The sequence below is a fragment of the Pseudarthrobacter sp. rb genome, from assembly GCF_056389225.1.
Genome location: NZ_JBWJAR010000019.1, coordinates 1 through 13,850, shown reverse-complemented (window position 1 = coordinate 13,850; position 13,850 = coordinate 1). Strand labels below are relative to the sequence as shown.

The 13,850-nt window shown below is 59.3% G+C and carries 10 protein-coding genes and 1 pseudogene; 5 read left to right on the top strand and 6 right to left on the bottom strand.

From position 1 onward, the window contains the following. Positions 1-96: 96 nt before the first annotated feature. From ACWRN3_RS19275 to ACWRN3_RS19265, 3 genes and pseudogenes are all read left to right on the top strand, one after another. Positions 97-291: pseudogene (locus tag ACWRN3_RS19275) on the top strand (helix-turn-helix domain-containing protein); the annotation flags it as partial. A gap of 6 nt (positions 292-297) precedes the next feature. Then, positions 298-723 (top strand): hypothetical protein, encoded by a 426-nt coding sequence (locus ACWRN3_RS19270; RefSeq protein WP_242703679.1) that lies wholly within the window; start codon positions 298-300, stop codon positions 721-723. Positions 724-793: 70 nt separating this feature from the next. After that, positions 794-1,774, top strand: a complete 981-nt coding sequence (locus ACWRN3_RS19265) for a zinc-binding dehydrogenase (protein ID WP_207597746.1) — start codon at positions 794-796, stop codon at positions 1,772-1,774. A gap of 196 nt (positions 1,775-1,970) precedes the next feature. Here ACWRN3_RS19265 and ACWRN3_RS19260 read toward each other — a convergent pair whose 3' ends face one another. The 4 genes from ACWRN3_RS19260 to ACWRN3_RS19245 all read right to left on the bottom strand — a co-directional run bounded on the left by ACWRN3_RS19260 (position 1,971) and on the right by ACWRN3_RS19245 (position 8,465). Then, the gene (locus ACWRN3_RS19260) at positions 1,971-2,264 is read right to left on the bottom strand and encodes a hypothetical protein (RefSeq protein ID WP_207605972.1); all 294 of its coding nucleotides are present in this window, start codon (positions 2,262-2,264) and stop codon (positions 1,971-1,973) included. Positions 2,265-2,734: 470 nt separating this feature from the next. Beyond that, positions 2,735-4,858, bottom strand: a complete 2,124-nt coding sequence (locus ACWRN3_RS19255; protein ID WP_476741644.1) for a glycoside hydrolase family 3 C-terminal domain-containing protein — start codon at positions 4,856-4,858, stop codon at positions 2,735-2,737. Between the two features lie 183 nt (positions 4,859-5,041). Next, positions 5,042-7,177: a hypothetical protein gene (locus tag ACWRN3_RS19250; RefSeq protein WP_207597744.1), complete on the bottom strand. Its 2,136-nt coding sequence runs from the start codon at positions 7,175-7,177 to the stop codon at positions 5,042-5,044. A 40-nt stretch (positions 7,178-7,217) separates the two neighbouring features. Next, entirely contained in the window at positions 7,218-8,465 is a 1,248-nt protein-coding gene (locus ACWRN3_RS19245; protein ID WP_242703677.1) for an MFS transporter, read from the bottom strand. A 341-nt stretch (positions 8,466-8,806) separates the two neighbouring features. On the opposite strand from ACWRN3_RS19245, the gene ACWRN3_RS19240 reads away from it, so the two are divergent. After that, positions 8,807-9,451 carry a TetR/AcrR family transcriptional regulator gene (locus tag ACWRN3_RS19240; RefSeq protein WP_207597742.1) on the top strand — a complete coding sequence of 215 codons (645 nt, stop codon included), beginning with the start codon at positions 8,807-8,809 and terminating at the stop codon, positions 9,449-9,451. A gap of 371 nt (positions 9,452-9,822) precedes the next feature. Here the strand turns inward: ACWRN3_RS19240 and ACWRN3_RS19235 are convergent, their stop codons facing one another. Both ACWRN3_RS19235 and ACWRN3_RS19230 read right to left on the bottom strand, forming a co-directional pair. Continuing rightward, complete coding sequence (locus tag ACWRN3_RS19235; protein WP_207597741.1) at positions 9,823-10,467, bottom strand: TetR/AcrR family transcriptional regulator; 645 nt, start codon at positions 10,465-10,467, stop codon at positions 9,823-9,825. A 267-nt stretch (positions 10,468-10,734) separates the two neighbouring features. After that, the gene (locus ACWRN3_RS19230; protein WP_207606026.1) at positions 10,735-11,892 is read right to left on the bottom strand and encodes a zinc-binding dehydrogenase; all 1,158 of its coding nucleotides are present in this window, start codon (positions 11,890-11,892) and stop codon (positions 10,735-10,737) included. A gap of 231 nt (positions 11,893-12,123) precedes the next feature. On the opposite strand from ACWRN3_RS19230, the gene ACWRN3_RS19225 reads away from it, so the two are divergent. Further along, positions 12,124-13,284, top strand: a complete 1,161-nt coding sequence (locus tag ACWRN3_RS19225) for a serine hydrolase domain-containing protein (RefSeq protein ID WP_207597739.1) — start codon at positions 12,124-12,126, stop codon at positions 13,282-13,284. The last annotated feature ends 566 nt before the right edge of the window (positions 13,285-13,850 follow it).

Genomic DNA, 13,850 nt, shown 5'->3' with positions numbered 1-13,850 from the left:
TTCAGCTGCCCCAAGCAGGGACCCAAACCCGACTTGCTTTCGCCGCCACTTACGCTAACCTATCACCTACTAGGTACTCAGTAACGGCGGGAGCTCATGGAACAGGTACAAGGGGCGGCGCCTCGTCGGGTACGGACACGCATGGTCGGGGCAGCACGAGCCGAGCAGATTATCCAAGCCACAATTAGGCTTATCGCCGATCGTGGCTATTGGGGCCTCTCAATGCAGGATGTGGCCGACACGTGCGGTCTGACCGTGCCCGGGATACTTCATCATGTGGCTTCGAAAGAGGGACTCTTGACCAAAGTCCTCGAGTACGTTGACGCGGAGGATGAACGACTTCTCTCAGCCGAGCTTGGACTGGACAGCGGCCTGCCGTACGAGAGCTGGGCCGGACAAACTTCCCTGGCAGATGTTTGCGCGGCAGCAGTTAGGGCAAACGTTCGCAGGCCTGAGCTTGTCCGATTCTTACTCGTGCTGCAGGCAGAGTCTCTCTCGCTGGCACACCCCGCGCATAAACACCTTATGGAACGCGATCGGCGTGCCATTGATCGCCTGGCCGTGCTTGATGCCTCCGCTAACGATAGGTCGAGGGCGCGCGCAATCCACGCCTACTCGACTCTCATCGGACTTCAGATGATGTGGTGCCGTGAGCCCGAAGCATTCGACCTGGTCGGCGCTTGGGCCACTGCCTCGAACGAAATTTTTAAGCAGGATCAATAAGCAACCCCGGCTCTCTTCTGCCCGCAGAGCGACCCCTAGCCCTACCCCTCCTAGAAAAGGAAAATCTCTCGTGAAAGCTCTAGTTCTCGAACAGGTCGGGACTCCCGACACCCTCCGCATATCCGACCTTCCGCTTCCCCAGACCGATCACGGGGAGGTCCGGGTAAAGGTCGAAGCGTGCGGGCTGAATCCTTCGGACTATCAACGGGCGCATTATGGTATGCCTGACTGGGAGTGGCCGGCAGTTCTGGGCCTGGACGTCGTAGGGATCGTGGACACGGTCGGCGCAGGCGTCACCAACGTTTCGACCGGCCAGCGTGTGGCCTTTCACGGAAACGTTAGTAAGCGCGGCGGATTTGCGGAATACACAGTGGCCGATTCTACGGTTGTAGCAGTTGTCCCGGCTTCAATTGATCCGATCAGCGCTGCCGCAATTCCTTCGGCTGGCCTAACCGCCTACCAGGCCATGATTCGTCGCTTACACGTGTCCAAGGATGACACGGTGTTAATCACCGGTGGGGCAGGCGGAGTGGGCGGGTTCGCAGTGCAGCTTGCATCCATTGCCGGGGCACGAGTCATCGCCACCGATTCGGGGCGGAACGCAGAACACGTTCGTTCCTTGGGCGCGGATGAATTTATTGACTTTCAGTCCGAGGACATTGTTAGCCGTGTCCGGGAATTAACCGGCGGCCGCGGGGTGGATGCCGTGTTGGATACAGTCGGTTCGGAATCGGCAACGGCCAATCTCGGACTGCTGGTCCACGGCGGCGGTATCGCTACCACCGCAGGGCGGCCCGACATATCAACTGTTCCCCCCTTCTCAATTGGACCATCTGTGCATGAAATAGCCCTTGGTGCTGCATACAGCGCCGGTGACGACCGCTCGCGCGCTGATCTTGCTGCGATGATGTCTGAGCTTCTGTCACTCACTGAGGAAGGGAAACTCAACCCAATGGTTTCCAGCGTAGTCAAGCTCGAAGAGGTACCAGCTGCCCTCACTGCCATGGCTGACCGAAAGGTGCGGGGAAAGATCGTTCAATCTTTCCTCTAAGGGCTTAGGACAGAACCTATATAAGGGCAGGTGGCGTTGCGTGTGCAACGCCACCTGCCCTTACATCTCGATGTATCGGGCGCGTTAAGGACGATCTGATCAAGAACCGTCTATCCGGCGATGCTTAGCCCACGCACCCTGTCGGGTATGGGTTGAAGAGCAGCCACCCCCTTCCAGCCGATTCGGAGGGGGACGCTTATTCGTATCGCTGGCGCACGAGACCGAACGGGACTTCTGGGTGGGCGCGAACCACGTAGTGCCCTGCGCCGATACGGGTAACCATGACGCCGACCCTATTCACCATGGTGGACGGAGCCAGGAAGTCAATTGCTTCGTTTAGCACTTCGTTCAGGTCGGATGCATTTTTCACGATCACTTCAACCACCCCTGGCGGGAGACGCAAATGAGGGGTGGGATCCTCAGTATGTAGAGATTCTTGAGGGGGCGTGTGCGCATCCACTGTGGTCTTATATTGCAGCGTTTGATCCACTGTTGTCCGTTTCTTAGTTTTCTTTAGTCCCCGTTCTAATGCCGCCCGCATTCACGACGTGAGGTCCCTGTCATCGGCTGGAATCTCGTCGTTCCCTTACCTGAACGACAACTCCGAGCCCCACTGGCGTCGGTGCTTTGCGCGTTTTGGCGCACTATTCACGTGGCAAGGATGGAACAGCAGACACGTCCTCTTAGCTCGGGACCATAATGCAGCGCCGTATGTAGCAGCAACATTGCCAAACCAAACGAAGCTTGATTTGGCAATGTTGCTGAAAAGTGTTCCTGTCCACGGCGATAAGTCCCAATATCGGTTCCCAGTGGCCCCATTCGTAAAGCAGGTGGTATCCGGTCCTCGCAGTTAGGAGGTGAGTCCGGTACCCCCACTGCGAAACCTAGACCCGGCCAGGAGAGATCCGTATGGCGATTGCCGTCTAAGGGCCTCCAGCCAGAATCCGGCGGGTACGGAACTCAATGCGTCGCCAAAGCCTGCTGGGTCCGGTCGTTTGCTTGGCCGATGAGATCGAGGACAACCGCATCCGGGTCGGAACCAGGGGTAGCGGCGAGGGAAAAGAGTGCGCGCAGCGGCATAGAGCCCACCAAGTGGCGCATCTCCTCGTCATCGATTGCTGCTGCAGTGGGACCCATCTTTGAGAGCATCGGCTGGAGAACGGCATGCCCTGCGGGGTGTGCAAGCCACTCAGCGATTGTTGACTCCGGGGTGAGGACTGCCCCGGGTACGGGAACGTCCAGGCGCACCGTTCTCTGAACTGGAAGGTGTCGGGAACTCGTTCCGGCGAGCACCTGGAATGAGCCCGGTTCCACTGTCCACCCGTTTGGACCCCAAAATGCGAAGGCCCGCTCGTCGAGCACAATCCGAATGGTGCGCCGCTCTCCGGGGGCCAAATGAACTTTAGCGAACCCCTTCAGCTCCTGCTTCGGGCGGTCGATGGAACTCATTTCATCAGTGACGTAGATTTGCACCACTTCTGAGCCGGGCCGATCCCCGGTGTTCTCTATGGTCACTGCGCATTCCGCGTAAGCCCGCGACTGGTCGGGCACTGTGACGGTGAGATCGGTGAGCGCAAAGGTGGTGTAGCTAAGACCAAATCCAAAGGGGAATGCGACGTCGCGGTCGGTCGCGTCGTACCACCGGTAGCCTATGTAGACGCCCTCGCCGTATCGCACGGAGCCGTGGCTGCCCGGCCAGTTCAGGTGGGCGGGGGTGTGTGCCAGGGTGTGGGGGATGGTTTCGGCGAGACGTCCGCCCGGTTCGGCGATGCCCAGCAGGATGTCGGCAGCGGCGGAGCCGGATGCTTGGCCGCCCAGCCACATCTCCAGGATCGCTGGCGTACGACCGGCGATGCCCTCCAAGGTGACGACGCCGCCGTTGCTGAGAACCACCACAACGTTCGGGTTCACAGCCAGTACGGAAGCTGCAAGGCGAAGCTGCGACTCCGGGAGCTGGAGGTGGGTGCGGTCAAATCCTTCGGATTCCGCTGCAGCGGGGAGGCCAAGGAACAGCACTACTGCCGCAGCGTCTGCCGCGACCGTGACAGCTTCTTCTGCCAGGGAAGTCTCGTTCGAACCGTCAAAGCTGAATCCTGCCGCGAAGACCACCTCGCGAGTGGTTCGTTCCTGAAGCGCGGTAAGCGCATCATCCAAGCGCACGGGGTTCATGTGTGAGCTGCCTCCTCCCTGGTACCGGGGCGTTCTGGCGAATTCGCCGATGACAGCAATTTTCCCTCCGACTCGGGGGTCAAGTGGCAGTAGGTTGCCCTCGTTTGCCAGCAGGACCGATCCGGCGATGGACAAACGTCGTGCCAGTTCATGATGGGCGGCATGATCGACAGGTTTGACCTGGCCCCGACTCGCGCGAAGTCGGTCATGGACCGTCAGGATCCGGGAGACTGCCTTGTCAAGAACAGCCTCGTCCAGTCTGCCGGCAGTGACGGCGGCGGCAATTTTAGCGGCGCTAAGGCCGCCTGTGCTCGGCATTTCCAGGTCTAAGCCAGCCTCGATCGCCGCGACCGGGTCGGTAACGGCGCCCCAGTCCGAAACAGCGTATCCGTCGAATCCCCACTCGCCGCGCAGCACGTCTGTGAGCAGCCACCGGTTCTCGCTCATTCGGACCCCGTTGACCTTGTTGTACGAGCACATGACTGTGGCGGGAGACGCTTCTCGGACTGTCTGTTCGAACGCGGGCAGGTATATCTCCCGGAGAGAACGTTCGTCGACCTGAACGTCAATTCGCATTCGGTCGGTTTCCTGATTGTTGGCGGCGAAATGCTTCAATGACGCGCCTACGCCTTTGGACTGGATACCGGAAACCCATGCAGTTCCGAGAGCGCCGGACAGGACCGGGTCTTCTGAGAAATACTCGAAGTTGCGTCCGCATAGTGGGGACCGCTTCATGTTGATGCCCGGTCCGAGCAGGACGTCTACTCCCAGTGCGAGGGCTTCGGCGCCCAGTGCGCGCCCCATCTCCTCGACCAGTGCGGGATCCCAGGTGGAACCGGTTGCGGCTGCGGTGGGGAAACTCGTCGCCGGTTCACTGTCGTTAATCCCAAGATGGTCTGCGCTGGCCCGCTGCATCCGCACCCCGTGGGGTCCGTCGGTAAGAGTGGCCGCAGCCACGCCGGCATGGGGGACGGCTTGAGTGCGCCAAAAGGAGGCGCCGGATACCAGGGCGGCTTTCTCGTCGAGGGTCAGTTTCGGAACAGAGGCGTGCATGTTGGTTCTTTCTTTTGAATCGTGCTGGTGGTGAGTTTCACCGTTTTAAGGGGCCGCTATGAGGCCTTCATGGTGGATCTGCCAGGCACCCGCTTCGAACACACCATTCGCCTGTTCATCCTGCGTGAGGAGAAGTGAAAGCGCAGCGAGCAGAGCGCCGTTGCCGGGGAGATAGACGGGCAGGAAGGATCCCATCTGCGGATTGTGCCCTGCCCTGTCGTAGCAGTTCTTGAGCGCATCACGAACAAGGAAGCCCAGTCCTGCTTCCGGCTGCCCAAGGCGGGCGGCGGTCATGGCCAGGGCAGGGAAGTCCCAACCCCACGTCGAATCCCAGTGCCAGTTGTCCTGCACCCAATCCACGGTGCGCTGCATAGCGCTTGGGTCGATCACCCCGGTCGGAGGGACGAAGCCAAGCGCCAGTGTCATCGCTGGGTGGTCGTCTGTGCGGGTGGTGTCTTCGTTGGCGACTGCGGCGTAGTGACCGTCTGTGAGCGTGGGGGCTGCCAGCTGCTGGCGGACGCGCTCCCATTCGGTTACACGCTCTAGGCCTTGGCGCTCTCTGAAACGTTGCGCAGTCTCGAGCCCCCATGCCCAGTACGCCAGTTCAAAGGTGGGATCGGACGTTTCGGTTGCCTTGTAGAACTCCTGGGCGGGCATGAGTGGCGGGCCGAGGTGGAAGACACTGCCTTCTTCGCTAGCGTAGTCGGCCATGAACGCTGCGGTGTCCTGCAGGAGCGGAGCCAGCCGTTGAGTGAGGTCGGCCTGGCGTTGGGAGTCATTTTGGTGCGCATGCCACAACAATTCGGCGAAATAGAGAAGATGAGGTTGCTGCCAGACCAGGAGGCTTCCGATGTCCGATGGCGATTCGCGCCCGTCGGGTCCGACCTGTTTGGGCCAGCGGGCGCCGGCATAGCCCTGCAGCCGAGCCGTGGATTGTGCGGCGGCATGGATGGACTCATACCAGCCGAGGCTGCGTTCAAGCAGCTCAGGTCTGCCCCACAGGGCGAAATGCGCTGCATGCCACCAGTGCATTTCCAAATGGAACTTGCCAAGCCAGGAGTTGGTGACGAACCCGGTCTCCTGCGGTGGGGTGGCGCCGGCGCAGTGCACTCTAGTGAGGTACTGCGACAGCACCACGCGCCGTTCCAGTTCGTCGGCAACGGGATGGGTGCTGCCAGCGAAGTCGACGGCACCCCCGGAAGACCAGTATTCCTCCCACAGGGCCCGAGAAGAAGCCTTAACTTGCTCAAAGGACGTCGCTGGGGTATCGCTGGCCTGTGCGAAGTTGCTGCCAGGTCCGGCAAGTGGTTGGAAGCCGGCGACGAATTCGATTGTTGTGGAGTCTGCTGCCAGCTCGAATCTGTGTGCGCCGGTTTGAGCCAGTCGCCCTGCTGACCAGTGCAGGTCCACGTCGTACTTGGCAGAGGCAAGGGTTCGACGAATGGTGGCTTCTCGATCTGTCGATGCCATCTCCAAAACGCTGCTGTGCCGGTCCTCGGCCTCCCAGTCATTCGGCCGAACGAAGTTTGTGCTGCCGAACCCGAACCGTAATCCAATGCCGATCTGCCCGGTCGCCAGCAGCGGTGAAGTCACGCGCGTGGCCATCGTCGACTGCTGCCCGTGGGCGGTCGTGATGACTTCCACCGGCTGCTCGAGGTAGTCAAAGCGGCTCGTGATCAGCCCCGTCCACAGATCTAGACTAGCGTTGAGATTCTTTATGACAGATGGATCCGTTTCCGGTTCGGCTCCCGGCTGCGGCTTCAGGATCAAACCCACCCGGCCGAGATCTATGCGGTGCGGATTCTGCACGAACCACAACCCGGCCAGGTCCGGGCGTTCAACGGACCCCGACACGAGAGCCGACAGAGAGGGCCGGTCCGGGTAAGGCACTGGTCCGCGTTGGGTCTCGTATTCGGTCATGGCCTCGGCCAGTTCAAAGCCATCCGGGTTGAGGTGCTCGTCCCAGCCCCAACTGGACATCGTGCACGTGTTGGTCACCCGTGGCGCGTTCTCATCCGGCACGCTCATGACGGGTTCATGCCAGTCGGTGAAGGTTTGCAGACCGGTCACATCGGTGGTAAAGCCGAAATCCCCGTTACCGACCGTCAGCACGACGCCGGGGTCGAGGGCATTCAATTCTACGCGGTGCCGATTCACAACGGACTGTCGATCAATGGGCATGCAGTTTTTCCTTATATCGGAGGGATTGGGTGCGCGCTGGTTATCTGGCTCGTTTTACTGGCAGGATCGCGGCCGCGGCGACCAGCACGATCGGGATGGCCACGATCCACACGATTCCGTAGCCACCGGCCGCGGCGACCAGCACGCCTGCAAGAATAGGACCAAGGGCCTGACCAAGGTTTCCGCCGAGGGCCGACATGCCCAGGTCCCGGCCAGCGTTGCGCTTGTCAACGATCACATCGATGAACAGTGCCTGATCAACGACCAGGTAAGCGCCGAACGCGAATCCTGCCACGACGGACTGAGCGATCAGGCCTGGAACGGTAGGAGACACGAGCGGGATAACCATAGAGGCTGCCAAAAGGACCGACGTCCAAAATACGAACGGTTTGCGACGCTGGATCTTGTCCGACCACTTACCAACAACTGCCATCGAAATGAGCATCCCGGGCACTCCGGCCAAACCCATAATGGGTGCCAGAGCGGTCGCCTCGGCCGCGCTCAGTGCGGGCTGTACATAACTCTGCAGCATAAAGAAGCCGAAAGCGGTGGTTGTGCCATAGCCGAACATCATGACGACCTTTGCGACCCAGACCCACCTGTAATCTCCGTCTTTCAAGGGGATCAGGAAGGACTTGAAAAAACCGCTCCAACTGATGGGCTCGACCTCGAGATCCCGGGAGGAGCGGTCGGGCACCCGGAGAATGAAGACCGCGATAAATACGAGAATTACTATCGCAAAAACAAGGTATGTGTTCAGTTGGATCATCCCAAACAGGATTCCCGCGGCCACTGACCCCAAGACCGCCCCTAGCATTCCTGCCAGGCCTGTGATGGACGAAGCGACTCCTAGCTTCTGGGATGGGACACGGTCAGCCACCGTCGCGGTTAAAGGACCTTGGACAACATTCAGCAGTAGCTGAGCGAGGGACCAAAAGAGGATCAGCAGAGCGATGGTCGTCGAGTAGCGCAGAGCCACAAGGGCCAGGGCGCCAGCAATCGCGCCCCCTGCCATCCATGGTGCGCGGCGCCCCCACCGCGACCGGGTCCGGTCCGACAGGACTCCCGCGACGGGTTGGACCAGCATAGTAACGAAAACGCCGATCGACGTCACAATCGAAAGACTTTGAGCACGTGACGCATCAAACTGCGCCAGAAGGTTCAGCAACCGGGATTGGTCAGCCGTCGGGTTTATCTCGCCGGCATCCACCTGTGCTTTCAGTGCTTGCAACTCCACGAGGTTGGCCCCCGCATCCGCTCCGGTGAACCATCGCGAGAACTCGATCATCTGCACGTGGTTAGGCAAGACGATGCCCAACATAGCGCCCCACAGGGCAAAGATCGGGAGGGCCGCGAACAGATACCAAGTTAGGTATCCCCGCCATGGTCTCCCGTGCAGGTACTTCGCGGATGTGCCGGGAACACTTGGTTCCTCAATGGCGGACACTAACGCTGGCGGCGGAGATGCAACAGACATTTCTACTCCTCGTCGAACAGAACAATTTCAGGTCAAAAAGTATCCTGCCCGTGTTTCCGGTGTTAGTCAAGTCACTACATCTCCCTTTTTGGCGGGGTAAATGCGCTAAAAACCGCTCCTCAACGTTGTTTTCATGGGATAGTATCGATACCATGGATGAGGAAGTAAGCAGACGCGGCCCCTACGCGAAGACTAGGCAGCGCAGGGAGGAAATCGGACAGGCAGTACTCGAGCTCGTTGTCGAACATGGCCACGAGAAAGTCACGGTAGCTCTTGTAGCTAAGAGCACAGGGTTGAGTGAAGCTACCGTCGCATATCATTGCCCAACCCGGGATCACCTTTTCGTCCTGGCGCTCGACGAGGCTGACCACGCTAATGAACGAGAATTTTGGAAGCTCCCTGCGTCAGAATTGTCCGAGAGCCGTCCGTTCTCGAGGATCACGGGCACCTCGGCAGGGCACCCCAATCGGCTGCAACTTCACACGGCCCAAGCAGCTAATGCCGCAGACCCTAACCATCCTGCGCACGCTTGGTTCGTAAAGCACAACGAGGGCGTGCGCCGCTACTTCACAGCTTTGCTGCGGCAGGCTCAAGCCGCCGGAGAGGCTCACCCGGATGTGGACCCGGAGCGATTCGCACGACAGATGATTGCGGTGTGGGACGGGCTGCAGATGCAGAAACTCGTTGACCCCTCAATCGACCTCGAATGGGAGGTTGAGCAGGCCTACAAAGGCTTGGCCCGCACGGATCTCATGGCTGCACGGCGAGCCATGGAGGAGCTCGTTTCCAGCATTTAGCCGGGAATCTGGAGTGTCAAGAGCTGAATGGTTTATATGGCGGCTGAGAAATCGTCCGAGGCACGGCATGCCCGTTCGAGCGCTCGACCGGGCATGCTTTTGGTTTGCGCCCCAAGCGAGGCGACCGCGGGGTCAAGTGCCGTGTCCCCGGACGGTGGCAGCGCAGTCGCGCTGCCAGAGAGTCCTCGCTTCACTCGGGCTGCAAAAGCGTCGTTGCGATGCGCCGCGGCACCTGCAGGCTAACTACGCTTGATCGAAACCGGCTCTGGCCGGAGGGGGCTAGTGCATAAGTTTTGTAGGATGGGGCGCCCTTACGTGGTCCCGTCCTGTGCCGGTGGATCAGTTCGCCAGGCGAGGAGTGGAGGAGGATTTCAGCCTTCTCCCGACTGGCAGCTGGATGGTGACCCGTCACTTGGAGGGGTACGAACAGGTGTCACGAGCAACGCCAACCAAGCGTCTGAAAGTGCATCAATAACATCGTCCATAGCCAGCGGTATGTCACCGCTGATCCAGTCGAAGAACATTTGAGTTTGCAACTCAAATGCCGCGGTGGCACGAATGCGAAGTGCCGCTCGAGAATACCCAGTTAGTCCCATGAGCGCTTCACAAATCGTATTTGCCACGCGATGCTTCGTTCTTTTTAGTTCGGCGTCCAACAAAGGTTCCAACGCACGCGCGTGCCACAGGCTGTGGATGGTCAGACCCCTCTCGTCCCAGTGCTCGACGACTCGTGGGAACCACACCGTCTTCAAGAGGTTAGGCTGCGCCACCACGCCGGCAATGATCGGACCTAGATCGTTCCAGAGCAGCTGAGTGGGGCTGTCCACATAGGCTTCCCACACAGCATTGGCAATCTCAGCTTTGGACGCGAAATGGAGGTAAAAGGTAGCTCGAGTTGTTCCCGCATCGCTCGTGATGGCGTCGACAGTCGTACCCAAGTAACCCCGGTTAACAAATGATGCTTGGGCAGCCTCAATAAGCCTTTGGCGCGTAAAAGCCTTCTGTGCTGCGCGCATGGACGGCATAGTAAGCCACCTGTCATCATCGAAACTTCTCGGCCGAGCAAGGACCCAGTCTAAGGGCCACCGCAGCACAGCTGCTCTTTTGGCCGAGCACCTCGCAGCGCTTTTCAGTCCGTCGAAGAGGGACATTACACTCGCACCGGACATACCATTCGGCCCTCGATTCGTACCGATGGTAGCGAAGGGCTGGGGAAGGGTTCCTCTAGGACCGATCAGTCCGGGGCCGATGGCCCTGGTCTGTGTGGCACAGTCTTGACAATGTTAGTTGCGGAAGGGGTTCTCGGATCCGTGATACTGGTCCGCATTTTCTGGAGTATCCCGATTAATCTTTTTGTACTTGGTCCCGGATGGCATCTCTATCACGGCGCGCAGGACTCTCCCTTGACGGAGCGCGTCGACAGCTTCCTGATATTCAGACAACGGAAAGACATGCGATACCTGGGACTCCAAGTCCAAGCGGCCCTGCTCGGCGAGCTGCACGATGTCAGGCACATCGGTGAACGGGTTGCACGCTCCATTCAATGCACCGCGGACGGTGATGTGCCGGTACATGGCGTTGTTAATGTCGAGCTTCATTGTGCCGCCGGCGTGGGGTATCCCGACGAGGCCAAGACGTCCCCCGGCCTTGAGGAGCAGCTGAGCAGCCTCCAGAACGGAGGCCTGGCCGGTGCAGTCCACAACGGCATCCACTTGCTCGGGAGCAACATGCCTGACCTCAGCCACGATGCTCTCACTGGCCATGCCTGGCTTGATTGCTATAAATTCATCGGCTCCGAACTTTCGCGCCACCGCTTCCTTTTCTTCGTTGATATCGACAGCAATGATTCTTCTTGCACCAATGAGACGGGCAGTTTGGATGCTGTTGATGCCGATTCCGCCGACACCAAACACCATGATAGTTTCACCGGTTTTCAGTTCGACCACGTTGCGCGTCATCCCATAGCCCGTACTGACAGCGCAGCCAACCAAGGCTGCCGCTGGGGCGGACAGCGATGCTACGGGATGTACCTGGAACTGGTCGACGGTGATGAACTCGGCCAGCGACGAAACCCGTGCTAGAGCGAGAATGGGCAACCCATCTCGGCTGAACGGCGCTTCGCCGAAACCGAAGCTTGACGCGCACGCCGTGTAGAGGCCGCGTGAGCACGCGTCGCAGTTGTTGCACGGGACGGGGCACGTCACGGCAACCATCTGCCCGATTTCCAGCCCGTCAACGGCACTACCGACCGCTTCGATAACTCCGGCTGCTTCATGCCCCAGGACCATAGGAGCGCCAGAAGGCTCGTCAATCGGAAGGAGGTCGCTTCGGCACAAGCCCGAAGCGAGGACACGGACTGTCACCTCTCCTGCTTCAGGGCGGCGGACCTGCAGGTCGTCGACCAGTTCAGTGTGCCCATCTCTCACAACAACGCCATGCATGTGAACCTCAATTCCATCGCTTCTGGCAGAGAATACTTCCGGTCTATTCAGTAGACAGTGAGTCTACTAAAGCATAAAGTGTTCCGCATCACACCGGCCTGGTGCCGCAAAAAGTCTCCGGCACCTGATTTGGGCCCTGTCCTAGTGCTATCTACTCCACCTGCTAACCGCGACCGCCATTGCCTACTGGGTCCTCCTACCTCGCCCACCAACAGAAAGGAACACATCAAGGTGTCCAATAACGAAAAGCTCACAGATCCTCGCATTGAGGCGGCTATCGATGAGGCCCTGAACTCTACAGAAGTTGGCCTACAGGTTGCCGCCTATCTCGACGGCGAACTGATCGTTGATACTTTTGGCGGAATCGCCGATCCTGACACAGGACGCGAAGTCGATTCCGAGAGCCTCTTCTTCCCTTTTTCGGTCACTAAAGGTGTAACTTCCACCGCCCTTCACGTTCAAGCCGAGAAAGGTCTCATCGACTACGACGCGCCCATCGTGGACTACTGGCCCGAGTGGGGTCAGCACGGCAAGGAAAAGATCACCGTTCGTAACGTCCTAACCCACCAGTCGGGCGTGCCCTGGATGCCGGAGGGGGTCACCCCCGAGCTCAAGGCAGATTGGAACTGGATGATCCACGGATTCGAGCAGATGGAACCGGCGTACCCAATCGGAACCAACTGCTATCACGCCCTCGGATGGGGCTGGATCATCGCCGAGATTGTCCAGCGGACCGACCCGAAAGGGCGACCGTTCGACCAGGTCGTGAAGGAGGAACTACTGGCCCCCATCGGGGCCACGGATCTGTTCTTCGGTCTGCCCCCGGAGGAGGATCACCGTCTCGCCAGGATCGTTGGTGGCGAGATCCCGGAATCAACCCCTTACCCTCTATTTTTTCGGGGCATGCCACACGAAGTGCACCCCTCAGCCCATGTCTTCAACCAAGAGATCACGCGGCGCACTGTCGATCCGGGCGCAGGTTCGATTACCAACGCAAGGTCGATGGCCGCCCACTGGGCGCTGCTTGCGAATAAGGGTGAGATAAATGGAGTACGGCTGCTGTCCGCCGAGCGTGTAGAAGCCTTCCTCACTCCGCGACCCAACAACGACGTAATCGACGAGTACCTCGGCATGAAAGTCCCGGTCTCGGCTTATGGCTACTACCTCAGCGACGACACGCCGGGCATGATACCCATCATCACCCCGCACTCTGACACTATCTGGATGCCCGGGGCAGGTTCCTCCGTAGGATGGGCGGAAATCAACACCGGCCTTGCCGTAGCAATCACTCACAACAATATGCAGATGGGACCGCCACCGTCGTATGTCACCATCGCAAAGGCAGTCCGCGATGTCGCAGCAGAAAAGAAAAACACCGTAGCAGCAGTCTAAAAGTCTAAAACCACCCACTTCCGTCAACACCTCGGGACCGGCAGAACTTAGCCGTTCCCGAGGTGCACGGAATGCTTCAAGCATTGAGCTACCAAAGTTGACGGGTCACTCATCGGCACGCTTTACCAGGCCGGACCTCAAGAACAAAGCCGCTGCGGAATCTCAGAATGACGTTCACTAAACTACCTCCCAGTGCTCGACGCAGCACAGTCCGTCTACGCGGCCAGTCGAGGTACCAAGAAGCGCTAGTAACTAGCGCTAGGAAAGAGAGGAGCCGTTGGAATCGCTGCGATCTTCTCCAGCCGAGGCGTCGTTGGCCAAGCGGTTCTGACCGCGGAACTCAGAAAGAAACGTCATGTCATGACGCTAGGAAACGGCCCCTTCCCAAGGCACTTCCCCGCTCGTTTTCAAACGCCGATAACGGATATTATGTCCACTACTAGTCTGCGTATTGCATCGGATGAATCAATCGCGGGCGGCTGACTCACTGCCCCGCTGGCCGTACTTAACCCAGCTCTGACCAGCGGAAACGCAGCACCGAACGTCGTCGTAACGGCGTCAAACCG

Coding starts and splice junctions, on each gene's coding strand:
- ACWRN3_RS19255 (WP_476741644.1), bottom strand. CDS start 4,858: ATGCAGCGGGCCAGCGCAGACCATCTTGGGATTAACGACAGTGAACCG.
- ACWRN3_RS19250 (WP_207597744.1), bottom strand. CDS start 7,177: ATGCCCATTGATCGACAGTCCGTTGTGAATCGGCACCGCGTAGAATTG.
- ACWRN3_RS19245 (WP_242703677.1), bottom strand. CDS start 8,465: ATGATCGAGTTCTCGCGATGGTTCACCGGAGCGGATGCGGGGGCCAAC.
- ACWRN3_RS19240 (WP_207597742.1), top strand. CDS start 8,807: ATGGATGAGGAAGTAAGCAGACGCGGCCCCTACGCGAAGACTAGGCAG.
- ACWRN3_RS19235 (WP_207597741.1), bottom strand. CDS start 10,467: ATGCGCGCAGCACAGAAGGCTTTTACGCGCCAAAGGCTTATTGAGGCT.
- ACWRN3_RS19230 (WP_207606026.1), bottom strand. CDS start 11,892: ATGCATGGCGTTGTTGTGAGAGATGGGCACACTGAACTGGTCGACGAC.